The organism is Spirillospora sp. NPDC046719 (assembly GCF_040645715.1).
GTDB lineage: Bacteria > Actinomycetota > Actinomycetes > Streptosporangiales > Streptosporangiaceae > Spirillospora.
The window spans coordinates 12,134-37,353 of the sequence record NZ_JBEYYT010000049.1 but is presented as its reverse complement, the minus strand read 5'-3'; the positions used below and the strand labels follow the sequence as shown (position 1 = coordinate 37,353).

At 74.7% G+C, this 25,220-nt stretch carries 26 protein-coding genes; 11 read left to right on the top strand and 15 right to left on the bottom strand.

What is annotated here, in order from left to right; translation table 11 throughout:
• From ABZ914_RS11955 to ABZ914_RS11925, 7 genes are all read right to left on the bottom strand, one after another.
• On the bottom strand, positions 1-456 hold a 456-nt coding region (locus ABZ914_RS11955; protein WP_500192987.1), incomplete at its 3' end, for an ABC transporter permease.
• Positions 453-1,457 (bottom strand): ATP-binding cassette domain-containing protein, encoded by a 1,005-nt coding sequence (locus ABZ914_RS11950; RefSeq protein ID WP_500192986.1) that lies wholly within the window; start codon positions 1,455-1,457, stop codon positions 453-455. The genes ABZ914_RS11955 and ABZ914_RS11950, both read right to left, overlap by 4 nt.
• A 5-nt stretch (positions 1,458-1,462) precedes the next feature.
• Positions 1,463-2,014, bottom strand: a complete 552-nt coding sequence (locus ABZ914_RS11945; protein WP_500192985.1) for a MauE/DoxX family redox-associated membrane protein — start codon at positions 2,012-2,014, stop codon at positions 1,463-1,465.
• Positions 2,011-2,439, bottom strand: a complete 429-nt coding sequence (locus ABZ914_RS11940; protein ID WP_433155243.1) for a lasso peptide biosynthesis B2 protein — start codon at positions 2,437-2,439, stop codon at positions 2,011-2,013. Before ABZ914_RS11940 ends, ABZ914_RS11945 begins: the two co-directional genes overlap by 4 nt.
• A gap of 2 nt (positions 2,440-2,441) precedes the next feature.
• On the bottom strand, positions 2,442-2,711 hold the full coding sequence (locus ABZ914_RS11935; protein ID WP_190854771.1) for a lasso peptide biosynthesis PqqD family chaperone: 270 nt from the start codon (positions 2,709-2,711) through the stop codon (positions 2,442-2,444).
• A 14-nt stretch (positions 2,712-2,725) separates the two neighbouring features.
• A complete protein-coding gene (locus tag ABZ914_RS11930) occupies positions 2,726-4,528 on the bottom strand; it encodes an asparagine synthase-related protein (protein WP_500192984.1) in 1,803 nt (600 codons plus the stop codon).
• A gap of 86 nt (positions 4,529-4,614) precedes the next feature.
• A complete protein-coding gene (locus tag ABZ914_RS11925) occupies positions 4,615-4,740 on the bottom strand; it encodes a lasso RiPP family leader peptide-containing protein (protein ID WP_190854782.1) in 126 nt (41 codons plus the stop codon).
• A gap of 184 nt (positions 4,741-4,924) precedes the next feature.
• Between ABZ914_RS11925 and ABZ914_RS11920 the strand changes: the two genes are divergently transcribed.
• The gene (locus tag ABZ914_RS11920; protein ID WP_500192983.1) at positions 4,925-5,923 is read left to right on the top strand and encodes an LLM class flavin-dependent oxidoreductase; all 999 of its coding nucleotides are present in this window, start codon (positions 4,925-4,927) and stop codon (positions 5,921-5,923) included.
• A 48-nt stretch (positions 5,924-5,971) separates the two neighbouring features.
• Here the strand turns inward: ABZ914_RS11920 and ABZ914_RS11915 are convergent, their stop codons facing one another.
• Positions 5,972-6,745, bottom strand: coding sequence for an AfsR/SARP family transcriptional regulator (locus tag ABZ914_RS11915; protein WP_190854786.1), 774 nt, complete (start codon positions 6,743-6,745; stop codon positions 5,972-5,974).
• Positions 6,746-7,049: 304 nt separating this feature from the next.
• Between ABZ914_RS11915 and ABZ914_RS11910 the strand changes: the two genes are divergently transcribed.
• Entirely contained in the window at positions 7,050-7,739 is a 690-nt protein-coding gene (locus ABZ914_RS11910) for a response regulator transcription factor (RefSeq protein WP_500192982.1), read from the top strand.
• A 199-nt stretch (positions 7,740-7,938) separates the two neighbouring features.
• The gene (locus tag ABZ914_RS11905) at positions 7,939-9,366 is read left to right on the top strand and encodes an LCP family protein (protein WP_500192981.1); all 1,428 of its coding nucleotides are present in this window, start codon (positions 7,939-7,941) and stop codon (positions 9,364-9,366) included.
• Here ABZ914_RS11905 and ABZ914_RS11900 read toward each other — a convergent pair whose 3' ends face one another.
• Together ABZ914_RS11900 and ABZ914_RS11895 are read right to left on the bottom strand one after the other, a co-directional pair.
• Positions 9,367-10,788, bottom strand: coding sequence for a HAMP domain-containing sensor histidine kinase (locus tag ABZ914_RS11900; protein WP_500192980.1), 1,422 nt, complete (start codon positions 10,786-10,788; stop codon positions 9,367-9,369). It abuts the gene before it with no gap.
• Positions 10,785-11,528: a response regulator transcription factor gene (locus ABZ914_RS11895; protein WP_190854795.1), complete on the bottom strand. Its 744-nt coding sequence runs from the start codon at positions 11,526-11,528 to the stop codon at positions 10,785-10,787. The genes ABZ914_RS11900 and ABZ914_RS11895 overlap by 4 nt, the downstream gene beginning before the upstream one ends.
• Before the next feature lie 114 nt (positions 11,529-11,642).
• Between ABZ914_RS11895 and ABZ914_RS11890 the strand changes: the two genes are divergently transcribed.
• Positions 11,643-13,004 carry a ferredoxin reductase family protein gene (locus ABZ914_RS11890; protein WP_500192979.1) on the top strand — a complete coding sequence of 454 codons (1,362 nt, stop codon included), beginning with the start codon at positions 11,643-11,645 and terminating at the stop codon, positions 13,002-13,004.
• Positions 13,005-13,087: 83 nt separating this feature from the next.
• Here ABZ914_RS11890 and ABZ914_RS11885 read toward each other — a convergent pair whose 3' ends face one another.
• Complete coding sequence (locus ABZ914_RS11885; protein WP_500192978.1) at positions 13,088-13,273, bottom strand: hypothetical protein; 186 nt, start codon at positions 13,271-13,273, stop codon at positions 13,088-13,090.
• Positions 13,274-13,292: 19 nt separating this feature from the next.
• Here ABZ914_RS11885 and ABZ914_RS11880 point away from each other — a divergent pair, with 19 nt between their 5' ends.
• The 3 genes from ABZ914_RS11880 (at position 13,293) to ABZ914_RS11870 (ending at position 14,767) form a co-directional block, all read left to right on the top strand.
• Positions 13,293-13,523, top strand: coding sequence for an FMN-binding protein (locus tag ABZ914_RS11880; RefSeq protein WP_500192977.1), 231 nt, complete (start codon positions 13,293-13,295; stop codon positions 13,521-13,523).
• The gene (locus tag ABZ914_RS11875) at positions 13,516-14,304 is read left to right on the top strand and encodes an FAD:protein FMN transferase (protein WP_500192975.1); all 789 of its coding nucleotides are present in this window, start codon (positions 13,516-13,518) and stop codon (positions 14,302-14,304) included. Before ABZ914_RS11880 ends, ABZ914_RS11875 begins: the two co-directional genes overlap by 8 nt.
• A 79-nt stretch (positions 14,305-14,383) precedes the next feature.
• On the top strand, positions 14,384-14,767 hold the full coding sequence (locus ABZ914_RS11870) for a BlaI/MecI/CopY family transcriptional regulator (protein WP_387027739.1): 384 nt from the start codon (positions 14,384-14,386) through the stop codon (positions 14,765-14,767).
• Between the two features lie 69 nt (positions 14,768-14,836).
• Here the strand turns inward: ABZ914_RS11870 and ABZ914_RS11865 are convergent, their stop codons facing one another.
• Complete coding sequence (locus ABZ914_RS11865; protein ID WP_500192974.1) at positions 14,837-16,210, bottom strand: glycosyltransferase family 4 protein; 1,374 nt, start codon at positions 16,208-16,210, stop codon at positions 14,837-14,839.
• Positions 16,211-16,494: 284 nt separating this feature from the next.
• On the opposite strand from ABZ914_RS11865, the gene ABZ914_RS11860 reads away from it, so the two are divergent.
• Complete coding sequence (locus ABZ914_RS11860; RefSeq protein WP_387027736.1) at positions 16,495-17,784, top strand: HD-GYP domain-containing protein; 1,290 nt, start codon at positions 16,495-16,497, stop codon at positions 17,782-17,784.
• A gap of 316 nt (positions 17,785-18,100) precedes the next feature.
• On the opposite strand, the gene ABZ914_RS11855 is transcribed toward ABZ914_RS11860, so the two are convergent.
• Positions 18,101-18,910, bottom strand: a complete 810-nt coding sequence (locus ABZ914_RS11855) for an ABC transporter ATP-binding protein (RefSeq protein ID WP_500192973.1) — start codon at positions 18,908-18,910, stop codon at positions 18,101-18,103.
• On the bottom strand, positions 18,907-19,986 hold the full coding sequence (locus tag ABZ914_RS11850; protein WP_500192972.1) for an FtsX-like permease family protein: 1,080 nt from the start codon (positions 19,984-19,986) through the stop codon (positions 18,907-18,909). The genes ABZ914_RS11855 and ABZ914_RS11850 overlap by 4 nt, the downstream gene beginning before the upstream one ends.
• A 164-nt stretch (positions 19,987-20,150) precedes the next feature.
• Between ABZ914_RS11850 and ABZ914_RS11845 the strand changes: the two genes are divergently transcribed.
• Together ABZ914_RS11845 and ABZ914_RS11840 are read left to right on the top strand one after the other, a co-directional pair.
• Positions 20,151-21,377, top strand: coding sequence for a sensor histidine kinase (locus tag ABZ914_RS11845; protein ID WP_500192971.1), 1,227 nt, complete (start codon positions 20,151-20,153; stop codon positions 21,375-21,377).
• Complete coding sequence (locus ABZ914_RS11840; RefSeq protein ID WP_387027731.1) at positions 21,374-22,012, top strand: response regulator; 639 nt, start codon at positions 21,374-21,376, stop codon at positions 22,010-22,012. Before ABZ914_RS11845 ends, ABZ914_RS11840 begins: the two co-directional genes overlap by 4 nt.
• Positions 22,013-22,030: 18 nt before the next feature.
• Here ABZ914_RS11840 and ABZ914_RS11835 read toward each other — a convergent pair whose 3' ends face one another.
• Positions 22,031-23,155 (bottom strand): enolase C-terminal domain-like protein, encoded by a 1,125-nt coding sequence (locus ABZ914_RS11835; protein WP_500192970.1) that lies wholly within the window; start codon positions 23,153-23,155, stop codon positions 22,031-22,033.
• A 154-nt stretch (positions 23,156-23,309) separates the two neighbouring features.
• On the opposite strand from ABZ914_RS11835, the gene ABZ914_RS11830 reads away from it, so the two are divergent.
• Positions 23,310-25,112: a thiamine pyrophosphate-requiring protein gene (locus tag ABZ914_RS11830; RefSeq protein ID WP_500192969.1), complete on the top strand. Its 1,803-nt coding sequence runs from the start codon at positions 23,310-23,312 to the stop codon at positions 25,110-25,112.
• Positions 25,113-25,220 lie beyond the last annotated feature (108 nt).

The window sequence follows — 25,220 nt, the reverse complement described above, 5'->3', positions numbered from 1 at the left end:
GCGGAACCCCAGCAGCGCCGCCGCGAGGACGAGCAGCAGCAGTTGCTGGAGCGCGCAGCGGACGGTGTCGGCGGCGCTGCGCGCGAGCAGCACCGCCCCGGGCCAGATCGGCATCGACCGGAACCGGGCGATGATCCCGTTGCGCATCTCCTGGGTGAGCCCGACCGCGGTGTTCAGCGCCGCCTGCATCGCCGACGTCACCATGATCGCCGGGACGAGGAAGTCGACGTAGCGGACGCCGGGCGGGAAGCCGGGCGCCCGCGCGACGCTGCCGAACAGCTGGCTGAACGTGCCGAGCATCAGCAGCGGCCCCAGCATGCTCGCGACGACGAGCCGGGGGTCGAGGACGAGCGCGCGCAGCGACCGCCCGGTGAGGACCCGCAGCTGCGTCCAGATCCCGGCGTCCTGCGGGGGCGCCGTGCGGGCGGTGTCCCGGGCGGGCGCGCCGACCGTCACGACGCGTCCCCCGCCACCGCGTCCCCCGCCGCCGTGTCCCCCGCAGCCGCGTCCGTGCGGCGGGGCCCGGTCAGCGACAGGTACACGTCGTCGAGGGTCGGCGCCGTCACGGTCAGCTCGTAGTCGCCCGCGACCTCGGCGTCCAGCGTCCGCGCGACGACCGCGAGATCGCGGGGGCCCGCCAGCGGGACGGCGAGGACGTCGCGACGCGGGTCGTACTCGGGGCCGAGGCCCTCCAAGCGGAGCGCGCGGGCGGCGGCCCGCACGGCGTCCCGGCCGGAGAACCGCGCGGTGGCGGTGCGCCCGCCGACGCGGGCCTTCAGGTCGGCGGGCGCGCCGGCCGCGACGACCCGGCCGTCGGCGAGCACGGTGATGGTGTCGGCGAGCCGGTCCGCCTCGTCGAGGTACTGGGTGGTGAGCACGACGGTCGTCCCGTCCCGGACGAGGTCCTCGACGATCGCCCAGGTCGCGAGGCGGGCGGCCGGGTCCAGGCCGGTGGTGGGCTCGTCGAGGAACAGCACCTCGGGACGGCCCGTCAGGCTGGCCGCGAGGTCGAGGCGGCGCCGCATCCCGCCGGAGTAGCCGCGCACCGGCCGGTCGGCCGCGCCGGTCAGGTCGAACGTCTCCAGCAGCTCGGCGGCGCGGCGGAGCGCGGCGCGCCGCCCCGTCCCGCGCAGCCGCGCGACCAGCACCAGGTTGTCGCGGCCGGAGATCTGCTCGTCGACGGCCGCGAACTGCCCGGTCAGCGCGATCCTGCGGCGCACCTCGCGGGGCTGCCGGACGACGTCGTACCCGGCGACGCGGGCGGTCCCGGCGGCCGGCCGGCACAGCGTGGCGAGCACGTTGACCAGCGTGGTCTTCCCGGCGCCGTTGTGGCCGAGCAGCCCGAGCACCGAGCCGGCCCGCGCGGCGACCGTCACCCCGTCCAGCGCCTGGACCGGCCCGAACCACTTGCTGACGCCCGCGGCCTCGATCGCGTGATCCGCCGCACGGTCGGACACCGGGGTCAGCCCGCGTTCCGGGCCGGGGCGACCAGCCGCTTCATCAGCGCCGCGACGATCCGGTCGTACCAGCGGGTGAAGGCCCACGCGCCGACCGCCCCGGCGGCGACCGCGGCCGCCGCCCCCGCCGGCCGCCCGACCGGGACGGGCGCGCCCGCGACGGCGCCGGGCAGCGCGGCGGCGAGCAGCAGCAGGTTCCGGACGATCATCGCCTGCCCCATCACCGAGCCCTTCGACCCGAAGCAGCGGCATTCGGCGAAGACGCCGCCGCGGACGGCGCGCACCACGATGCCGATGAACAGGACGAGCAGGGCGGACGCCAGCGCGAACCCGGCGCGGGCCGCGGCCGGCAGCGCCAGCAGCACGACCGCCGTCCCCTCGCCCGCGACGACCAGCGCGCCCGCCGGGACCGCGACCCGCTCCGGCAGGATCGCGAGTTGCCGGATCGACCCGGTGAACCCGCGGAACCGCGACGCGCTGCGCGCCTTCCCGACGAACGCGGCGGCGAACACGGTGAGGATCAGCGCCCGGCAGGCGAGCAGGACCAGGTCCGTCATCGGTCCGCCTGCGCGCTGCCGGGCGCCGCGACCACCATCGTCTTGGCGAACGCCAGCACCTCGGCGCGCTCGCCGACCGGCGCCCCGCCGGCCTCCACCCAGGCGTGGGCGCGGAACGGCTCCAACCGGACGCCCGTGCACCAGTCCGGCCACGTCCCGCCCGCGCGGCACAGCAGCACCGTCGCGAGGGACCGCTGCAGGCAGCCCTGCCCGGCGCACTGGACGCTCACCGTCACCACCGCCTGCCGCGCCGCGAGCGCCTCCTCCCCCGACGCGGGACGCGCGCCCCGCCGCAGGAAGGCGAGGACGCGGCGCAGCCGGCGCGGCGGCAGCGCCGCGATCAGCCGGGCGGCGCCCACCGCGGCGCGGGCCCCGGCCCGCCGCCGCCGCGTCAGCGGGACGGACGGCTCCAGCGCGACCGGCATCGTCACGGCGCCATCACCTCGGCGTCGCGGAGCGTCCGGACGAACGCGGCGACGTCGGCGGTGACCCGCTCCGCCGCGTCCGGGTGCCGGGCGCGCAGCTCGCGGACGGCGTCGTCGACGGTCCCGCCGTCCAGCAGCAGCCGGATCACGGTGGTGCCGGTCGCGTTCAGCGCCCAGTAGCGGCCGGTGCGCTCGTCCAGCAGCACCGTGCCGTGCTCGGTCTCGGTCATCGTCACGTGGGGCGACAGCGACGCCCCGGGAGTCACGGGCATCTCGGGCCTCCGGTTCATGGGTGCGGGACGCGGTCGCGCTCGACGGCGCGCAGCCACGTCTCGCAGGCGAACGTGCTGATCAGCGGCATCAGGGTCAGGGACGAGGGCGGCGGCGCCTCCAGCACGGCGCGCAGCGCGGCGGGGTCGACGAGCCCGAGCCGCGCGAGGCGCATGTCGTCGCCGCACAGGCCGAGCAGGTCGGCGCGGTGCCGGCGCAGGCTGTCGTAGGCGTCCGCGCTGTACTCGGACTTCGTCGCCCGTCCGAGGATCCGGGCCGGGACGGTGCCGGCCATCGCGGCGGACAGGGCGGGCTTGTAGCGGTCGGGCATCGTGGTGTCCCGCAGGCGGACGGCGAGCGCGGCCTCGATCACCCGGTCGTCGACGAACGGCGCGTGCCAGGCCACGCCCTCCCGGGAGGTGAGCCCGTCGACGCGGCGGATCGTGTCGCCGCAGAGCCGGGCGTCCTGCAGCGCGGCGTGCTGCCCGCGCAGCGGCGCGAGCGGTTCGACGCCGGACGCGCCGACCCGCCGGAACAGGGTGCGCGCCGCGCCGGCGGCGTCGGCGGTCGCCCAGGGCGGCAGCCGGTAGGCGATCCCCCAGCCGAACGCGGGCGCGCCGCCGACCTCGCGGATCGGGTCGGTGAGCGTGGCGGCGGACGCGGCGAGCCACGCGCCGAACGTGTCGCGGTTCAGCAGCGCCCGCGCCGCGGGCAGCAGCGGCCACCGGTACATCGCCCGGTACGCGCGCAGGTGCCGGACGGCGCCGCCGCCCCGCGTCCGCGCGAGCGTGTGCAGGTTGAGCGGGTTGCCGAGGAACAGCTCGTCGCCGCCGTGGCCGGTCAGGTGGGACGCGGAGCCGGCGGCGGCGACGCGGCGGGCCAGGTGGACGAGCCGGGCCCGGGTCCGGATCCAGGCGAAGGGCCCCTCGACGTCCGGGTCCGGATCGGGTTCGGTGATCCCGTCGAACCAGGTGGGGGCGGTGTCGCGGGTCAGCACCAGGTGCTCGGCGGACGGCAGGTCCTCGGCGGCGAGCCGCGCCCAGTGCCGGTCCTCGTCGGCGCGGTCGGCGGCCTCCCAGCGGGTCGTGACGAGCCGGTCCGCCTCGCCGGCGGCGAGGAAGCACAGGCTGGTGGAGTCCATCCCGCCGGACAGGTCCGCGCTGATCGTCTTGACGCCCCGCGCGCGCACGGCAACCGCGTCGCGCAGCGCCCGCCGGACGCGGCGCGCCCCGTCGGCGAGCGGCAGGTGCGGCTCCGGCGGCGTCCACCACCGGACCGGGCGGCCCCGGCCGTCGGGGCCGATCTCGAGGTAGCAGCCGGCGGGGACGGCCTCGATGCCCGTCCACAGCGGCGTCTCGCCGATCGGCCACGGCGGCCACGGCGCGACGAGCCGGGCCGCGAGCAGCTCCTCGTCCACCCGGTGGTCGCCCGGCAGGGACATCGGCGCGGCCGCGGCGACGGTCACCCCGCCGAGCGAGGTGTGGAACACCTGCCGCGCGGCCGACACGGCGCCCTGCACCCGGACGCGCCCGTCGATGGACGCGACGAGGTGGAAGCACCCGGCGAGCCGCCCGCACAGCGCGTCCAGTTCCCGCACCGAGCGGACACGGGCGAGGACGCGTTCCAGCTCGTCCGGCGTCGTGTCGGCGGGCCCGAACAGCACGACGCGGTCGCGCCCGCACGCGGCGGACACGACGCTCTCCCTCTCCCAGCGTCCGACGATCCAGGGGCGGCCCGACGCGTACTCGAACCGCGAAGCGGCCGGGCCCGCCATCGCGGCGGCCTCGGGCGTGTCCGGAAGGACGCGGAACTCCACCATTCCCAATTCCCTTTCACCGGGCGCGCCGGCGCCGGGGCGAACCGGCGCCGGCACTTCCGTTCCGAGCCGACGGGCCGCGCGGGACGTCAGCAGAGCATGACGCACGACCAGTCGTTCTCGAATCCCCAGCTCGGCCGGCCGAGGGTCAGCTCGGCGAAGCCGCCGACCTCCATCAGGGAGGGCGGCTCGTAAGCCGCCGCCTTCTGCTGCATGAAAAACACCCTCCTTGCGAACCGGTGCGGCCCCGGATGGGCCTTCCCGTTGCGCTACCACATTAGGAGGAAGGTCATTTCACTTACCTTGCAGTTGCCTCTCAGCGGAGCCGGGCGGTATTGAGATCGCCTGTTCCCGGCGCGAATATCGGCGGGACGGCAGAACCGATCGAAGGAGCCGGCGATGACGATCCTCTCCATCCTCGACACCGCGCCCGTGTGGCAGGGCTCGTCGCCGTCGCGGGCGCTGCGGGAGACCCTGCGGACGGCGCCGGAGGCCGAGCGGATGGGGTACCACCGGTACTGGGTCGCCGAGCACCACAACGCCCCGTTCATCGCCAGCTGCGCGCCGCCGGTGCTCGTCGCGCTGCTCGCGGCCGCCACGTCCCGGATGCGGGTCGGCTCCGGCGGCGTGATGCTGCCGAACCATCCGCCGCTGGTCGTCGCCGAGCAGTTCGGGACGCTGGCGACGCTGCACCCGGACCGCGTCGACCTCGGCGTCGGCCGGTCCCCCGGCACGGACATGAGCACGGCGCGGGCGCTGCGCCGGGTCAGCAGCCCGCCCGGGTCGGAGGCGTACCGGGAGCAGGTCCGCGAGCTGGTGGCGCTGCTGTCGCCGCAGCCCGGAGACCCGGTCGTCGCGGTCCCGGCGGCGGGCGGCGCGCCGGACGTGTGGCTGCTCGGGTCGAGCGTCGAGAACGGCCGGTTCGCCGGGGAGCTCGGGCTGCCGTTCGCGTTCGCGCACCACATCCGCCCGCAGAACGCCGGGCCCGCGCTCCGCGCCTACCGCGACGCCTTCCGCCCGTCGGCCGCGTTCCCGGAACCGCGGACGCTGCTCGCGGCCTCGGTCATCGTCGCCGATTCCGCCGAGCGCGCGGAATGGCTCGCCGGGCCGTCCAAGGTGATCGTGGCGCAGTCCTTGAGGGGCGTCCGGAACGGACCGAACGTCACCCCCGAGGACGCCGCGAAACTCCATTGGACGGCGGAGGAGGAAGCGGTTCTCCGCGAGCGCATGGCGCATCATGTGGTCGGCGATCCGGAAACCGTCCGGGAACGCCTCGGCGAACTGCTCGCCGGAACGGGCGCCGACGAAATCATGGTGCTGACGCTCGTCCACGATCTCGACGAGCGGCTGCGCTCCTACGAACTGCTCGCCAAGGCGATGTCCGCCGGAAACCCGTGACGGTCCCCTCGAAATCCCCGGCACACGCTCATGGAAATCCCCGGCGGTTCAGAGCGAAAGGACCGAATGGTCGTCGCGCAGAATCGCCATCTGGAGGCGGCGGAGTTCGAGGTCGGGGTCGACGCCGAACTCGGTGCGCAGCTGCGAGCTGACCTTCCGGTACGCCGCCAGCGCCTCCACGCGGCGGCCCGACCGGGTCAGCGCCAGCATCAGCTGCCACCAGAACCGCTCCCGGAACGGGTACCGGTCGGTCAGCGCGCGCAGTTCCCCGACCATCCCGTCGTGCTCGCCGAGCGCCAGCCCGACCTCGCACCGCCACTCCACCGCCCGCAGGTACTCCTCGGTCAGCCGCGGCACCTCGGTCTGCTGCAGGGCGTCGGACCGGACGTTCGCCAGGACGGGCCCGCGCCACAGCGCCAGCGCCTCCCGCAGCCGCGCCGACTGGGCGGCGAGGTCGCGCCGCTCCCCCGCGGCGGCGGCCTCGCGCATCAGCGCGCGGAAGCACAGCAGGTCCAGCCCGCCGGGCCCGAGCTCCAGGACGTAGCCGCCGGAGGAGGTGGCGAGCAGCCCGGCCGAGCCGGGCGCGTGCCGGTCGAGCCACTGCCGCAGCCGGGACACGCAGGAGTACAGCGCGCCGCGCGGCCGGTCCGGCAGCCGGTCGCCCCACAGGTGGTCCAGCAGCTGCTCCAGCTGGACGACCTGCCCGGCGTTCAGCGCCAGCACGGCGAGCAGCACCCGCTGCCCGCCCTTCGGCAGCTCCACCCGCCGGCCGTCCACGGCCGCCTCCAGCGGCCCGAGTACCTTGAGACCGACCCCGTTCATGTGGCTCCCCCCTGCGTCGGTGCGGCTGCTTCGGCAGTACGGCTCAGTTTGCGCAGAGTCGGGTCGCCTGTCATGACGGTCGTTCGGCGGTCATGGCACGGCCATGGCCCCCGCGCCGCCGGGGCCGCACGGCGTCACCGGCGGGCCAATCAAAACTCTCTATGACGGGACGGCTCCGCTCAGTAAGATCGAGGGGTTATCGCTCCCCGCACCGTCCCGCCCGTGCCCGCACGCCTTCGCCCCGCCCGTCCGCCCCCACCGACGCACGCTCCCCGCCCTGAACGAAGGTCTGACCCGCTCCCCGATGGCTCCCACCCGCCGAGTCACCGTCGCCGTCGTCGACGACCACGACGTGGTGCTGTCCGGCGTCCGCGCCTGGATCGACGGCGACCCGCGCCCCATCGAGATCGTGGACACCGCCACCAGCATCGACGGGCTCGACCCGCGCCTCGCCGCCGACGTGCTGGTCATCGACCCGCGGACGGCCGGCGAGCCGGCGTTCGAGCTGATCGCCCGGCTCGCCGCGGCCGGGCACCGCATCGTCGTCTTCTCCCAGCACGCCGGGGCCGACCTCGCCCGCCGGGCCGAGCTGGCGGGCGCCCGCGCGTTCGTCCGCAAGGAGTCCGCCGAGGGCCAGCGCCGCCTGGTCGAGGCCATCCTCGCCGTCGCCGACGACGCGACCGGCGAGGCCCTCGGCGACACGTCCGGCGAGGCCCCCGGCCACGCGACCGGCGACGCCGCCGGCGGTGCGTCCGAGCCCCGCGAGGCGAGCCCGTGCCGTCCGCGGTTCTCCGAGCAGGAGCTGCGGACGATGCGGCTGTGGCTCGGCGGCCTCACCCGCGCGGCCGTCGCCCGCAAGATGGGCATCAGCGAGCACACGGTCAAGCAGTACCTCGCGCGCGCCCGGGAGAAGTACGCCAGGGCCGGCCGCGACGCCTCCAACCGCATCGCGCTGTACCGCGAGGCCCGCCGCGACGGCCTGCTCGACGACTAGAACGGCCAGAGCTGCCGGAACGGCCGGAACGGCCCGTCCGGTCACCCGCTGGAGTCGTCCCAGCCGACCTCGTGACCATCGTTCCTGGAGGGGGGAGGGTAGTGGATACTGTCGTCTGAGTCACGTGTTTGAGCAAGGTTCGACTGAGCGCGGTGGCCGCTGACCGGTGCTCACGATTCAGACGGAGTCGCTGGAGCCGATGAGCAGCAAGCCGACCTACATCGACTACGCGGACGAGGTGGACCCCGACCCCGATCCCGCGCCGCCGCGACGGCGCGGCCGGCGGGTCCTGAAGTGGGTCGCGATCGTCACCGCCGTGCTGGTCGTCGCGGCCGGAGCCACCGGCTACGGGTTCTACTGGCAGCTCCAGCACAACATCGACCACGAGGACACCGACAAGCTGATCGGCGGGAACCGGCCGCCGAAGCTGAACAACGCGCTGAACATCCTGATGCTCGGCACCGACAGCCGCGCGGGCGCCAACGCCAAGTACGGGCGGCGCATGAAGAACGACCCGCCGCGCTCGGACACGATGATCCTGCTGCACCTGTCCCCGGGCGGGAAGCAGGCGACGGGCATCAGCTTCCCGCGCGACCTGATGGTGCCGATCCCGGCGTGCACGCGGTCGGACGGCACCTCCTCGCCCGCCGTGACCATCGGGATGATCAACAGCTCGTTCACCAACGGCGGCGCGTCCTGCACGGTCAAGACGATCGAGAACCTCACCCACATCAAGATCGACCACTTCATGCAGGTCGACTTCACCAGCTTCAAGAGCGTGACCGAGGCGGTCGGCGGCGTCGAGGTCTGCCTGCCGCAGGACGTGAACGACAAGGACTCCAAGCTCCACCTGACCAAGGGCAAGCACACCATCCAGGGCGAGACGGCGCTGGCCTACGTCCGCGACCGGCACGGCCTCGGCGACGAGTCCGACCTGCAGCGGATCAAGCGGCAGCAGCAGTTCATGGGGTCGCTGGCGAACAAGGTGCTGAGCGCCGGGACGCTGACCGACCCGAAGAAGGTGTACGACCTGGCCGAGGCCGGCACGAAGTCGCTGACCACCGACAAGGGCCTGGACCTCGGCACGATGGTGAAGATCGCGCGGAGCATGCACGGGCTGACCGCCGGCAAGCTCGACTTCGTCACCGTGCCCGTCACGGCCTACGCGCCCGACCCGAACCGGGTGGCGCTCAGCCAGCCGGCCGCCGGGCAGTTCTTCACCGCGATCCGCCAGGACCAGTCCGTCGAGGCCGCCGCGAAGAAGACCACCGGGCCGGTGCAGGTGCGGCTGTACAACGCGACCGGCCGCGCGAGCACGGCGGCGACCGTCGCCAAGCAGCTCAAGGCGCAGGGCTTCGTGATCGTCGGGACGGACACCATGAAGACCCGGCCGACGACCGGCGTGTACTACGCGCAGGGCTCGCAGGCGCAGGCCGCCGCGCTCGCCGTGGTGATCCCGGGCGCGAAGAAGGCGCTGTACCCGAAGGCCGGTCCGGGGGTCGTGAACCTGGTGCTCGGCACCTCGTTCACCGCGGTGAAGGCGAAGAAGAAGGCGGGCATCCCGACCCTGGAGGGCGAGATCCACGCCGACGGCGACATCTGCGCGACGAGCACGGCGGGGACCTGATCACCCGCCCGGCAGGGTGATGCGGAAGGTCGACCGGCCCACCAGCCGCACCGTGCCGCCGTGCGCCGCGGCGACGGCCTGGACGATGGCGAGGCCGAGACCGGTGCCCCCGGCCGCGCGGGACCGGCCGTGGTCGGCCCGCACGAACCGCTGGAAGATCTCCTCGCGGGCCTCCGCCGGGACGCCCGGCCCGTCGTCCTCCACCTCCAGCACGACGCCCGGCGGCAACGGCTGGGAGAGCCGGACCGTGACGTGGGTGCCGGGCGGGGTGTGCGTGCGGGCGTTGGCGAGCAGGTTGGCCAGCAGCTGGTGCAGCCGGCGGGCGTCCCCGGTGATCGTGACGGGCTCCTCCGGCAGCACCATCTCCCAGCGGTGGTCCGGCCCGGCGGCGCGGGCGTCGCTCGTCGCGTCCAGGACGAGCCGGGTCAGGTCGACCGGTTCGGACTCCAGCGGGCGGCCCGCGTCCAGCCGGGCGAGGAGCAGCAGGTCGTCGACCAGGTCGGTCATCCGGACAGACTCGGCCTCGATCCGGCCGAGCGCGTGCCGGACGTCCGGCGGGACGCCCTCGCGGGTGCGCAGCGCCAGCTCGGCGTGGCCGCGGATCGCGGCGACCGGGGTGCGCAGCTCGTGGCTGGCGTCGGCGGCGAACCGGCGCAGCCGCTCCTCGCTCGCGTGCCGGCGCGCGAGCGCGTTCTCGACGTGCCCGAGCATCCGGTTGAGCGCGGCGCCGACCTGCCCGACCTCGGTGCGCGGGTCGGTGTCGGGCACGCGCTCGGGCATCGCGACCTCGCCGCTGGCCCGCGGCAGCTCGGTGACGCGGGACGCGGTCGCGGCGACGCGGCGCAGCGGCCGCAGCGTGAGCCGCACCCACGCCGCCGCGGCGATCCCGGCCGCGATCAGCACGCCGCCGAACACGGTGAGCTCCACCAGCTCCAGCCGGTGCACGGTGTCCTCGACGGGCCGCAGCGGCAGCCCGCTGACCAGCACGTCCCCGTCGTCGCCCCGGTACGCGCTCACCCGGTAGTCGCCGAGCGACGACAGCTCGACGTCGTGCCCGCGGCCGTCGGCCGGCAGCGCCGCCAGCGCGCGCACGTCCGCGGCGGTGGCCGGCACCGCCTCGACCACCTGGCCGCGGACGACGGCGGCCCGCGTGACCCGCCCCTCGAACAGGCGGGCCCCGAACGTGCCGGACGCCTGGCCGCGCGAGTCGGGGCGGTTGTCGGCGTCGGGGTGGTGCTCGTGCTCCAGGCTGGCCGCGAAGCGCACCCCGATCGCCGTGAGCTGCTGATCGATCCGGCTCACCAGGAAGCGTTCCAGCGCCGTGGTGGTCGCGACGCCGACCGCGAGGCAGCTGAGCGCCAGCAGGACGACGAGCCCCGCCGTCAGCCGGGCCCGGAGGGTCCGGACGTGCGGCAGCCTCACGGGGCCTCCGACGGCTTCAGCACGTACCCGACGCCCCGGACGGTGTGGATCATCGGCGCCCGGCCCGCGTCGATCTTCTTGCGCAGGTAGCTGATGTACAGCTCGACGACGTGCGCCTGGCCGCCGAAGTCGTAGTCCCACACGCGGTCGAGGATCTGCGCCTTCGACAGCACCCGGCGCGGGTTGCGCATCAGGAACCGCAGCAGCTCGAACTCCGTCGGGGTCAGCTCGACGATCTCGCCGTCCCGGGTGACCTCGCGGGCCTCCTCGTCCATCGCCAGGCCGCCGACCGTCAGCAGCCCCGCCGTCCCGGCCTGCCGGGTCATCCCGGCGCGGCGCAGCAGCCCGCGCAGCCGGGCGAGGACCTCCTCCAGGCTGAACGGCTTGGTGACGTAGTCGTCGCCGCCCGCGGTGATCCCGGCGATGCGGTCCTCGACGGCGTCCCGCGCGGTCAGGAACAGCACGCAGACGTCGGGGGCGTCGGCGCGCAGCCGCCGCAGCACCTCCAGGCCGCCGATGTCGGGCAGCATCACGTCCAGCACGACGGCGTCCGGGCGGAAGTCGCGGGCCGCGGCGAGGGCGCCCGCGCCGTCCCCGGCGGTGCGGACCGCCCAGCCCTCGGACGCCAGCACGCGCGACAGCACCTCGGCCAGATCGGGCTCGTCGTCGACGACCAGGACGCGGACGGGCGTGCCGTCGGCGCGGCGCAGTCCGGCGCCGGCGGGTTCGGGAGTGCTCATGATGGGATCAGCCTCCCTCTCCAACCTCTGCGTTCGCTCAGAGAAACCTCTCAACCGGGCTGTTCCCCCCTGAATCAGAAGGAACGCAGAAACTCGGTTGGCAGGGTGGCCCGCATGACCACGACCAGGCATGACATCAGGCGCCCCGCGCCGCCGGCGCCCCGCGCCGCGGCGTGGCGCGTCCCGTCCTCGTGGCCGCAGGTGCTGATCTACGCCGGCGCGGTCGCCGTGCTGCTGCTCTGGTGGCACGGGACCCGGTCGGTCACCGGCCTGGACGGCTGGCTGACCGAGGCGGGCCGCGTCACCGGGCTGCTGGCGGGCTACGGCTGCGCCGTGCTGCTCGCGCTGATGGCGCGGATCCCGGCACTGGAACGGGGCGTCGGCACCGACCGGCTGGCCCGCTGGCACGCGATGGGGGGCCGGTACACGGTCTCCCTGATCTGCGCGCACGTCCTGTTCATCATCTTTGGATACGCGGTGACGTCGCACACCGACGTCGTCCACCAGACCACCTCGATCGTCTTCGACTATCCCGAGATGCTCAAGGGCACGCTCGGGTTCCTGCTGTTCATCGGGGTCGGGATCACCTCGGCGCGGGCCGCGCGCCGCCGGATGCGCTACGAGACCTGGCACTACCTGCACTTCGCCACCTACCTGGCGATCTTCCTGGCGTTCGGGCACCAGCTCGCCAACGGCGCCCAGTTCGTCTCCAGTCCGCTGGCCAGGGCCGCCTGGTACACGCTGTACATCGGCGTCGCCGTGGTGCTGGCGTGGTTCCGGTTCCTGATGCCGCTCGTGCGGGGCCTCCGGCACGACCTGCGGGTCGCCGCCGTCCGGCCCGAGGCGCCGGGCGTCGTCTCCGTCTACATGACGGGTCGGCATCTGGAGGAGCTGCGGGTCCAGCCCGGCCAGTTCTTCCGGTGGCGGTTCCTCACCCGGGGCCTGTGGTGGGCGGCCAACCCGTACTCGCTGTCGGAGACCGCCCGCGGAGGCCGGCTCCGGATCACGGTGAAGGAGGCCGGCGACCACAGCCGGGCCCTCGCACGGCTGCGTCCCGGCACCCGGGTGTGGGCGGAGGGCCCGTACGGCGGGTTCACCGGGGCGCGCCCGCACCACGAGCGGGCCCTGCTGCTGGCCGGCGGCGTCGGCATCACGCCGCTGCGGACGCTGTTCGAGACCCTCCCCGGCGACGTCGTCCTCATCTACCTGGCCCGCAGGCCCGAGGACCTGGCGCTGCGCGGCGAGCTCGACGCGATCGCCGCCGCGCGCGGCTCCCGCGTCCTGTACTTCGTGGACGAGCCGGCCGGCTACTCGCTGCCGCTGCACGGGCGGGCGCTGCGCGGCCTGGTCCCCGACATCCGGCACCGGGACGTGTACCTGTGCGGACCGCCCGGCATGACCGACGCCGCGTTCCGGGCGCTGAAGCAGGCGGGCGTGCGCCGCCGCCACATCCGCAACGAGTCGTTCGAGTTCTGAGAGGGCCGTCCCATGCGCAGAGCATTGATCGCCACGGGGTCGACCGTCGCCGGCGTCGCCCTTCTCCTCGGCCTCAAGCCGCATCACAGCGAGCTGACGGGGGTGTCCTCGTCCGCGCCGCAGAGCAGCGCGCCCGGCACCGCCGGCGGCTCCTCGCCGGGGTCCTCGGGGTCCTCGGGGTCGTCCGGGTCATCGGGATCGTCGGGGTCGTCCGGGTCGTCGGGCGGGACGTCCGCGAAGACCGGCGGCACGTTCAAGGGCGACGTCATCGACACCCGGTACGGCCCCGTGCAGGTCGAGATCACCACGTCCGGTGGGAGGCTGAAGGCCGTCCGCGTCCTGCAGGTGCCCTCGGAGAACGGGCGCGACCGGGAGATCGCCGGCTTCGCGGTACCGCAGCTGACGCAGGAGGCGCTCAAGGCGGGCAACGCGCACATCGACGCGGTGTCCGGCGCCACCTACACCAGCGAGGGGTACATCCAGTCGCTGCAGAGCGCATTGGACGCCGCCCATGTCTGAGTCGATCCGGCACGTCGAGCACGTCATGGGGACGGTGTTCTCGTTCGACATCCGCTCCCCCCGCACCCCGGAGGTCACCGTGGCGCTCGCGGGGGCCGTCGCGTGGCTCCACCACGTCGACCGCGTGTTCTCCCCCTACCGCGAGGACAGCGACGTCTCCCGGCTGGCGCGCGGCGAGATCGACCTGGCCGGCTGCGACCCCGACGTGGCCGGCGTGCTGCGGCGATGCGACGAGCTGGAGCGCGAGACCGGCGGGGCGTTCAGCGCGAGGGCGGACGGGCGGCTCGACCCGAGCGGCCTGGTGAAGGGCTGGGCGATCGAGCGGGCGTCCGCGATCCTCTACGACGCCGGAGCCCGCGACCACTGCGTGAACGGCGGCGGCGACATCCAGCTGCGCGGCGAGGCCGCCCCTGGCGAGCCTTGGCGGATCGGCCTCGCCGACCCCGCGGACCCCACGGCCCTGGCCGCCGTGGTGTCCGGCACCGACCTCGCCATCGCGACCTCCGGGACCGCCGAACGCGGCCACCACATCGTCGACCCGCGCACCGGGCGGCCCGCCGCCGAGCTTGCCTCCCTGACGCTCGTCGGACGGCACCTCACCGAGGTCGACGCGCTCGCCACCGCCGCGTTCGTCATGGGCGGCGCGGCCCGCGAGTGGGCGTCCGCGCGTCCCGGCGTCGAGGCGTTCGCCGTCGCGCCCGACCGGACCCGCTGGTGGACGCCCGGTTTCGAGCGGCTGGCGCTGCTGCCCGCCGCGCCCGGTTCGCCGGGAACGCGCTGATCCGCGGCCCCAGGGCGCGGACCGGGTAGGTTGGGAGCGCCGTACCGTACCGCCGCGAACCGCACGAGAGGGACAGCCCATGCCCAGCCCCGCAGGCGACCGGCGTGCGAAGGGCGGCCTCGAGGCCGAGGTCCTGGCGGTCCTGAAGGAATCCGGCGAACCGCTCACCCCCCGTCAGGTCGGGGAGCGGCTGGCCCGCCCGCTGGCCTACACGACCGTGATGACCGTCCTGGCCCGGCTGCACGAGAAGGGCCAGGCCGGACGGGAGCGCGCGGGACGCGGCTACGCGTACACGTACCGGCGCGACGAGGCGGGCCGCAGGGCCGCGCAGATGAAGCGACTCCTCGGCGGCGAGGACCAGCACGCCGACGTCCTCGCGCACTTCGTCGGCGAGCTGTCCCCCGAGGACGAGGACGTCCTGCTCCGGCTGCTCGGCGGCGACCCCCGCGAGCAGCCGTCCTGACGGCACGGCAGCCGGACGGCACGGCGGCGGAACGGCACGGCAGGGCGGCGGGACGGCAGGGGCGTCGCGCTAGAGCAGCCCGGCCTCCTTCTCCGGAACGCGCGGCCTCGCGGGACGCCGCGCCGGGACGGGCCTGACCAGGTCGTCGAGCAGCGCGTCCCATTCGGCGCCGACCGCCTCCGGCGTGTAGCGCGCCGTCGCGCCGACGGCCTGCTCTCCGAGCCGGGCGCGCAGCCCCTGGTCGTCCATCATCCGGCCGATCGCCGACGCGAGCGCCGGCACGTCCCCGTCCTTCACGAGCAGGCCGTCGACGCCGTCGGTGAGCAGCTCCCGGGGACCGGTCGGGCAGTCGAACGACACCACCGCGAGGCCCTTGCTCATCGCCTCCAGCAGCACCAGCGGCAGCCCCTCGTACCGCGAGCTGAGCACGAAGATCGACGCCTTCGCCATCGCCGTGCCGATGTCGCCCGTCCGGCCCATCAGGAACGCGCTGGACGACAGCCCCCGCCGGTCGATCCGGCGCTGCAGCCGCTGCCGCCACGGGCCGCCGCCGTAGATCCGCAGCGTCCAGCCCGGATGGTCCGCCGCGACCCGCTCCCAGGCGTCCAGCAGCAGGTCGAAGCCCTTCTGCCGGACGAGCCGGCCGGCCGCGAGCACCGTCCGCGCGGCGGGGTCCGCGGGCCCGCCGTTCAGCTCGGGCAGCGCGTTCGGGATGCACACCAGCCGCCGCGCGTCCGGCAGCTCGCGGCGGTACCCGGCCAGGTCGGTCGCGGTCAGCGTGACGACCGCGTCGAGCCGCCCGTACCGGCGCAGCACCCGGTCGCGGACGGCGGGCCGGTGGCAGCCGAGGTTCATGTGCTCCTGCCCGACCGTGCGCACCTCCGGCGGCGCGAACACCGCCGCCGCCAGGTTCAGGCTCGGCCGGGTGGTGATCAGCAGGCCGGTGCGCAGCGACCGCAGGAACCGGATGAGCAGCAGGTCCGTCCAGAGCGAGCAGCGCCGGTACGACGGCTCGCCGACCGGGACGAGCAGGCTCGGCAGCCGCGACAGCACCTTGCGGGCGAGGCCGCGCGCCCCGCCGGGCGGCGCCACCCGGTCGTCGAGGCTGGACACGCGGACGCCGTCCGGGATCGGGAAGCTCGGCCGGCGCAGCTCCCGGATCAGCCCGACGACCTCGACCTCGCGCTGCCGCGCGAGCTGCCCGGCACAGTTCAGCACGGTCCGGACCGTGCCGCCCGCCCCGTAGGCGTGCTGGACCAGGAAGACCACCTTCCGGGCCGTCGCGGCGGGCGCGCGCCGCGCCCGCCGCCGGTTCGCCGGGCGCAGCAACAGCAGCGCGAGCGGCTCCAGCATCGCGGACAGCGCCCGCACGGCCGTCCTGCCGCCCCACCGCACCGCGCGCCGCAGCACCGTCCCGCGCTCGCGGCCACCCGCCCCGATCACGACATCCGCCCCCCAACGGAGCGAAGCGCCCAGGCTTCACCCCGCTCGACCTACTACCGGTTACGTAGTACTACATGCCCCGGCGACCGGGACCGCATCCAGGCATTACCCCGATTGCTCGCGAACGTGCCGTAAACGATCGGGGGTCGCGGCGCGGCCGTCCGGTGCCGGACGGGGGCGTTCCGCATTCGGCGCATCGCCCCATGGCGAACTCAAGGTGGCGTATGCTTTTGGTGATCGCTCGAACACACAGAGTGATCACAGTCGACTCCCCGGGGGACGGCATGCCTGGACTGCCCCGCGCCGCCTGGCTCTACGTCTGCGTGGTCATCGCCCTGGCGGCGGTCCTGATCGGCGCGTCGTCCCCCGGGGACGTCGACCCGCGCGTACTGGTCGCGCTGGTCGCGCTGTTCGTCCTCTGCGACTCGCTGCCGGCCCGGCTGACCGTCGAGCGCGCCCGGATGTCGCTCGGCTTCGCGGTGAGCCTGGCGTCCGTGGTGCTCCTCGGCCCGGCGGGCGCCGCGCTCGTCGGGCTGAGCGCGGTGGCGACCGGGCAGCGCGGGGTCGCCCTCGTCAAGCGGCTGTTCAACGGCGCGCAGTTCGCGGTCGGCGGCTACGCGGCCGGGGTGGTGTTCCGCGCGCTCGGCGGCGCCCGGTTCGAGCCGGGGCAGGCCGGCTGGGTGTGGGACGCGCTCGGCCCGTTCGTCGGCGCGCTGCTGACGTTCGTGCTGGTCAACCTCGTCCTGACCTCGGGCGCGCTGCTGCTCAGCGGCGAGTCCGAGCCCGGCGAGATGGTGCGCGACAGCGGCCAGCTCGCGGGGGTGTGCGTCGGGTACGGGATGTACGGGCTGCTGATCGCGGGCCTGTGGCCGGCGCTCGGGCCGCTGGTCGCGGTGCTGGTGCTGCTGCCGCTGTTCGTCACCCGGTGGGCGCTGGAGCAGACGTTCGGGCAGCGCCGCGCCTACGACGCGACGCTCGCCGCGCTGTGCCAGGCCGTCGAGACCAAGGACCCGGCCACCCGCGGGCACTCCGAGCGGGTGTCGCGCGGCGCCGTGATGATCGCGCGGCAGATCGGGATGCGCCCGGAGCGGGTCGAGGCGATCCGGTACGCGGGCATGCTGCACGACATCGGGAAGATCGGCGTCCCGACGAAGATCCTGCGCAAGGGCGGCGGCCTCACCGAGGAGGAGTTCGCCGCGATCCAGCTGCACCCGATGCGCGGGCTGGAGATCGTCCGCGAGATCGGGTTCCTGGACGAGGCGCTCGCCGGGATCATGCACCACCACGAGAAGATGGACGGCGGCGGCTACCCGATGGGCCTGGTCGGCGACGAGATCCCCGAGTTCGCCCGGGTGATCGGCGTGGCGGACGCCTTCGACGTGATGACCTCCGCGCGCCCCTACAAGGACCCGATGCCGGTCGGCGACGCCCAGCGCGAGCTGCGGCGCTGCGCGGGCAAGCACTTCGACCCGGTGATGGTGGAGGCGTTCCTGCGCGCCCTGGAGACGCACGGCTGGGAGCCGCAGCGGGAGCAGCGCGTCGACACCGGTCACGAGGAGCCCGCGGGCCGCTGACGCCCGCGCGCGTGGCGGCCGGGCTCTCGCCGCCACCTGCGGCCGCGCGTTCCTGATCATGGCGGGGGCGCTGGTGGCCGAGTCCGCGCCGTCCTCGGCCCTGCCGGCCCGCCGCGATGGCGCCTGACCTGGGGTTTCCGTACCGAGTCCGCTCGCCGAGTTTGCCCGTCCTGGGGCATAGGGCGCGCTCGTCCGGAGACACCGCCCTTGACGCATCGTCGGACGGAACGGGTGGTGAACGTGCGCGCCAGGCGTGGACGCAGGACGGCGGGCCTGAACTGGCCGCTGCTGCTGGGACTGATCGCGACCGGGTTCCTCATCTACGTATGGGTGTGGGCGTCGACGCAGGGCGGCCCGCCGTGGCCGCCCCGGTGACCGGGCCGGCCGCCTCGCCGGTGACCGGGCCGGCCGCCGCGCCGGAGGTCTCCGACAGCCGGCCGTCCCGCATCGACCAGACCCGGTCCACCGCGTCCAGCTGGGCGAGGTCGTGGGTGACCATGACGGTGGCCACCCCGCGCTCGCGCGTGAGCCGGGCGAGCAGACCGACGACCGAGGCGCCCCGCTCGTGATCGAGCGCGCTGGTGGGCTCGTCCACCAGCAGCACGCGCGGGTCGTTCATCAGCGCGCGGGCGATGTTGACGCGCTGCCGCTCGCCGCCGGACAGCCGGTGCGGCCGCTTGTGCTCCAGCCCGGCCAGCCCCACCGCCGCGAGCAGCTCGCGGGCGCGGTCGGCGGCGGCGCGGGCGGAGCGGCCCGCCATGTGCGCCATCACGGTCAGCTGGTCGAGCGCGGTCAGCGCGGGCAGCAGGTTGGGCTGCTGGAACACGACGCCGATGTGGTCGCGGCGCAGCCGGGTGCGCTCGGCGGGGCTCAGCCCGGCGGCGTCCCGTCCCGCGACGGCGACCGTGCCGGACGCCGGGGCGATCAGCAGCGCGGCGACCGCGAGCAGGCTCGACTTGCCGGACCCGGACGGGCCGGCGACGGCCGCGAACTCTCCCGCCGCGACGTCCATCGTCACGTGGTCGAGGGCGGTCAGCGTGCGGTCCCCGTCGGGGTAGGACAGCACGACGCCGGTGAGGGCGAGCCCGGAGGGCGCGGTGCTCGCCGGGCGATTCGGGGTGTTCATCGGGCGGCTCCCAGGGCGGTCAGCGGATCGACGGAGGTGATCTTCCGGACGGCGAGCGCGGCCCCGGCGGCGCCGAGCACGATCATGGCGGCGACCGGCAGGACGGTGGTGCCGGCCGACACGACGAACGGGACGCGGCCCGCGACCGCGGCCCCGGCCAGCCCGCCGGCCAGGCCGCCGGCCCCGGCCCCGGCCAGCAGCACCAGGACGGCCTGCGCGAGCGCGTCGCGCAGCAGGTAGCCGGTGCTCGCGCCGAGCGCCTTCAGCACGGCGACGTCGCCGCGGCGCTGGATCGTCCAGACGGTGAAGAACGCGCCGATGACCAGCGCCGAGATGGCGAGCAGGAACCCGCGCATCAGTTGCAGCGACCCGTTCTCTGCGCTGAACGACGGGATCGCCGACCTCGCGTCGCGCAGCGCGACGGCGGTGGTGCCGAGCCGCGCGTCGGCGGCCCGCAGGTCCGGGCTCCCGTGCGTGCGCAGCAGCAGGACCGTCGCGGCCTCGCCGCCGCCCTGCGGGTCCAAGGCCCGCCAGTCGGCGAGCGCCAGCCAGGCGACCGGGGTGTGGCTGTAGGACGCGTCGCCGCGGACCCCCGCGACCGCGAGGGAGCGCCCGGCGACCTGGATCCGCGCGCCCGCCGCGAGGCCGGTCCGGTCCGCCAGCTCTTTCGACAGGACGGCCTGCCCGGCGGCCGGGGCGCCACCGCCGGCCTTCCCGCCGGGAGCCACGCCGAAGAAGGCGGCGGGCACGCCGCGTCCCCCGCCCGAGCCGTAGGACAGGCGGCCCATGGCGATGCCGAGCGGCTCGGCCGTCACGCCGGGGACGTCCCGCCAGCCGTCGAGCGTCCGCTGGTCGATCCGGCTGTCGGAGAACGACGGCTTCCCGTCCGCCGACGCGCCGGTGCCGAACGCGACGCGGTCGGCGGGCAGGCCCTCGACGGCGGAGCCGCTGTCCCTGGCGAGCCCCGCGGTGAGCCCGGACAGCATCGTCACCAGCAGCGTGATGAACAGCACGACCGCGCCCATGAGCGCGAACCGCCCCTTGGCGAAGCGCAGGTCCCTGAGCGCGACGAACACCGTGCGTCCCCCGTTCCTCGGTGATCCGGACGCTTCCAGCCTCCGCCGCGCGCGCCCCCGGCGCATCGTCCGCGCGCACCGCCGGACCGCCTTACTCCGGACGGCCCCGGATCCACCTTTCGATCGATTCCGGGGACCGGCCGGTCGCCTACGCTGGGTGAGAAATGAGGGACGATCCGTTCTCGCCGGCGGTGCGGCTGCTCGGCTGGGCCGTGCACGGCACCTTCCTGGTGCTGCTCGCGATCGCCCTGGTCCGGGTGGCGCACGCCGGCCTGGCCGCGGTCACCGCGGGCGGCGTGCTGCTCGGCGCCGTGTACGCGGCCGCGGTCCTCCCGCAGCTGCGCGAGCACCGCACCCGTCCGGGGCTCGCGCGGGCGTGGCTGGGGCTGATCAGCGCGGGGTGGGTCGCGCTGGCGCTGGCGTCCCCGGACTTCGTGTGGCTGGCGTTCCCGCTGTTCTTCGCCTACCTGCATCTGCTGCCGCCGCCGGCGGCGCTGCCCGGGGTGGCCGTGCTGACGGGCGCGGCGATCGCCGCGTCCGCGTGGCACGGCGGCGGGCCGACGCTCGCCGAGGTGCTCGGCCCCTGCATCGGCGCGGCCGTGGCGACGATGATGGCGCTGGCGTACGGGGCGCTCTACCGGGAGAGCGAGCGGCGCCGGCTGCTGATCGAGGAGCTGGTGCGCACCCGGGAGCGGCTCGTCCGCGCGGAGGCGGGCGCCGCCCGGCTCGCCGAGCGCGAGCGGCTCGCCCGGGAGATCCACGACACGCTCGCGCAGGGCATGTCGAGCATCATCCTGCTGCTGAGGGCGGCGCGCCGCGACCTCGACCACGCGCCGGGCGCGGCGCGCGGGCGGCTGGACGAGGCGGAGAAGGCCGCCGCCGAGAACCTGGAGGAGGCCCGCACGTTCGTGCGGGGGCTCGCGCCGCCCGTCCTGCAGCGGTCGTCGCTGACGGACGCGCTGCGCCGCGTCACCGAGTCGGCGGGCGCGCGGTCCGCCGCCCGGATGCGGTTCGAGGTGTCCGGGACGCCCGCCGGGCTCCCGACCGAGTACGAGGTCGCGCTGCTGCGGATCGCGCAGGGCGCGCTCGGCAACGCCGGCCGCCACGCCGCCGCCCGGAACGTCGGCGTGACGCTGACCTACCTTGACGACATGGTGGTGCTGGACGTGTTCGACGACGGCCGCGGCTTCGACCCGTCCGCCACCGCCCCCGCCGAGCCGGACGGGCCAGGCGAGCCGGACATGCCAGACAGGGGCACCGGCTACGGGTTGCGCGCCATGCGGGACCGGGCGCGCGCGCTCGGCGGGACGCTGACCGTCGAGTCGGCGCCGGGCGAGGGGACGGCGGTGGTGGCGAGCCTGCCGCTGCCCGCCGGGCCGGAGGGCCGATGAGCGACCCGATCCGGATCCTGCTGGTCGACGACCATCCCGTGGTCCGCTCCGGCATCCGCGCCATGCTGCTCGACCAGCCCGGCTTCGCGCTGGTCGGCGAGGCCGCGACCGGCGAGGAGGGGGTCGCGGAGGCCGCCCGGCTGCACCCCGACGTCGTCCTCATGGACCTGCAGCTCGGCGCCGGGCTGCACGGCGCCGAGGCGACCCGGCGGATCACCTCGGCGGGGCCGCGCCCGCCGCACGTGCTGGTGCTGACGACGTTCGACTCCGACTCCGACATCCTCGCGGCGATCGAGGCGGGCGCGACCGGCTACCTGCTCAAGGACGCGCCGCCGGAGAAGCTGCACGCCGCCATCCGGTCGGCCGCCGCCGGGGACAGCACGCTCGCGCCGTCGGTCGCGTCCCGGCTGCTGGGCCGGATGCGGGCGCCGTCGGCGACGCTGACCGGGCGGGAGCTGGAGGTGCTCGGCCTGGTCGCCGAGGGCCTGTCGAACCGGCAGATCAGCAAGCGGCTCTTCCTCAGCGAGACGACCGTGAAGACGCACCTGGTGCACATCTACGCGAAGCTGGAGGTCGACTCCCGCACCGCCGCCGTGGCGGCCGCCACCCGCAGCGGCCTGATCCGCCCCCGCTGACCGCCCGCTCCGCCCGGCTCAGGTGGGGCCGTGGACCCGGTACTTGGCGGCGTCCGCCCACTTGACGTCCAGTCCGAGGCCGGGACGGTCCGGGTCGGGCCGCAGCGCGCCGCCCTCCGGGCTGAGCGTCCCGTCGAAGACCAGGTCCTCGAAGCGGACGTGGTCGTGGAAGTACTCCAGGTGCCGCAGCCGCTCGACGGCGCAGAACGCGTGCGCCGACACGGCCGGGGCGCAGTGCGCGGACAGCCCGGTCTGCCGGGCCGCCGACAGGCCCGCCACCTGCAGCAGCCCGGTGACGCCGCCGCAGCGGGTCACGTCGGCCTGCAGGCAGTCCACGGACGGGCCGTCCAGCAGGTCCGCGAAGTCCTTCAGCACGAACCCGTACTCGCCGGCGGCCACCTCGAGCCGCCCCGGCCCGTGCTCGCGGACGAGCCGCAGCCCCTCGGTGTCGTCTGAGCTGACCGGCTCCTCGAACCAGCGCACGTCCCACTCGTCGGCGAGGCGGCGCGCCCAGTACAGCGCCGCCTTGCGGGTCAGCGCGCCGTTGGAGTCGACGAACAGGTCGGGTTCGGGGCCGATCGCCTCGCGGACGGCGGTCAGCCGGCGCGGGTCGTCGTCCGGCGACCGGGAGATCTTCAGCTTGACGCGGGGGACGCCCTGCTCGACCCAGCCGGCGAGCTGCCCGGCGAGCCGGTCGAGCGGGTAGTTGGTGAAGCCGCCGCTGCCGTAGACGGGGACGCGGTCGTGGAAGCTCGGCAGCACCTGGAACAGGGGACGGTCGAGCAGCCGGGCCTTGAGGTCCCACAGGGCGATGTCGACGGCCGACACCGCCATCGCGCCCGCCCCCGGCCGCCCGGCGTTGCGGATCGCGGCGAACATCCGGTGCCAGGTCGCGGCGGGCGCGAGCGCGTCGGCGCCCCGCACGAGCGGGGCGAACGTCGACTCGATGAGCGTCGCGACGGCGGTGGCGCCGTAGGTGTAGCCGATCCCGGTCCGGCCGCCCGCCCGCGCCTCGACGAGGACCATCGTCGTCGACTCCCAGCGCAGGGTGCCGTCCTCCTCCGCGCCGTCCGGGCCGTCCGTCGGCACCGTGAACGCGTGGACCGTGACGCCGTCGACGGGTATGCCGCTGCCCGTGCCCATCGGCCGCTCCCCTCTCGGTTCCGCCTCTAAGTACCGCCGGGAACGGCGGCGAAACGGTCCGGGCCGCCGCGGCACCGCTCCCTGTTTGCCTTGCCCTTCCTCGGGGACGTGGCGAAGGACGGCACACGCGCACCGACCGACGTCTGGAGAGATCATGGGGCAGCAGGTAGCCGACTACGTGCTCGAGCGGCTGCGTGAATGGGGCATCGAGCGGGTCTACGGATACCCGGGCGACGGCATCAACGGCATGCTCGGCGCGTTCGACCGGGCGAAGGGCCGGCCGGAGTTCATCCAGACCCGGCACGAGGAGATGGCCGCGTTCATGGCCTGCGCGCACGCCAAGTTCACCGGCGAGGTCGGGGTGTGCACCGCCACGTCCGGGCCCGGCGCGATCCACCTGCTGAACGGCCTCTACGACGCCAAGCTGGACCACCAGCCGGTCGTCGCGATCATCGGGCAGCAGAAGCGGCTGTCGCAGGGCAGCCACTACCAGCAGGAAGTGGCGCTGGAGAACCTGTTCGCGGACGTGTCGGAGTTCGTGCAGATCTGCATGGACCCGGGGCAGATGCGGCACATCATCGACCGCGCGTTCAAGACCGCGCTCACCACCCGCGGCGTGGCGACGATCATCATCCCGGAGGACGTCCAGGAGAGCGACGCCGTCCCGTCGCCGCCGAAGGAGCACGGCGCGGTGTACTCCAGCGTGGGGTGGAGCCGGCCGCGCATGCTGCCGGACCCGGAGGAGCTGCGGAAGGCCGCGGACATCCTCAACGAGGGCAAGAAGGTCGCGATGCTGATCGGGCAGGGCGCGGCGAACGCGGAGGCGGAGGTCATCGAGGTCGCCGAGCTGCTCGGCGCCGGGATCGCCAAGGCGCTGCTCGGCCGCGAGGTCGTCCCGGACGACCTGCCGTTCGTCACCGGCCCGATCGGGCTGCTCGGCTCCAAGGCCAGCGATGAGATGATCATGAACTGCGACGTGCTGTTCATGATCGGGTCCAGCTTCCCGTACGCCGAGTGGCTGCCGGACGAGGGCAGCTGCAAGGGCGTCGAGATCGACATCGACGGCCGGATGATCGGCATCCGCTACCCGATGGACGCGCACGTCGTCGGCGACGCGAAGGAGACGCTCAAGGAGCTGATCCCGCTCCTGAAGCGCAAGAAGGACCGGTCCTGGCGGGAGAAGATCGAGGAGAACGTCCGCGCCTGGAACACGGTCATGGACAAGCGCGCCGCGCAGTCCTTCGGCGGCAAGATCAACCCGCAGGCGGTCGCGCACGAGCTGTCGCCGCTGCTGCCGGACGGCGCGATCCTCACCGCCGACTCCGGCTCGGCCACCAACTGGTGGGCCCGGCACATCAAGCTCCGCGACGGCATGAAGGCCTCGCTGTCCGGGACGCTCGCCACGATGGGGCCCGGCGTGCCGTACGCGATCGCGGCGCGGTTCGCGTACCCGGACCGTCCGGTGATCTGCTTCGTCGGGGACGGCGCGTTCCAGATGAACGGCATGAACGAGATGCTGACCGTCAAGCGGTACGCGAATCGGCTGGCCGGTTCACCGCCGCTGGTGTTCTGCGTGTTCAACAACCAGGACCTCAACCAGGTCACCTGGGAGCAGCGCGCGATGGGCGGCGACCCGAAGTACCCGGGCTCGCAGACGATCCCGGACTTCCCGTACGCCAAGTTCGCCGAGCTGGCGGGGCTGAAGGGCATCTACTGCGACGAGCCGAAGAAGGTCACCGACGCCTGGAAGCAGGCGCTGTCCAGCGACCGCCCGGTGGTGCTGGAGTTCGTCGTGGACAACGAGATCCCGCCGATCCCGCCGCACATCATGAGCGACCAGGCCAAGAAGACGGTCAAGGCCGGCTTCAAGGACCCGCAGAAGTTCGGCATCGCCGAGCGCGGCTTCCGCCAGAAGCTCACGGACCTCTACGAGAGCCTCCCCGGCCGCAAGCACTGACGGCCGCCGCGCTTCGCCGGCCTGCGGCGAGCCGTCGTCATGCGCGGTGCCCCCGGATGCCGAGCTGCGTCTCGGCGGGCAGGGCGTCGACCACCTCGCCGAAGGACC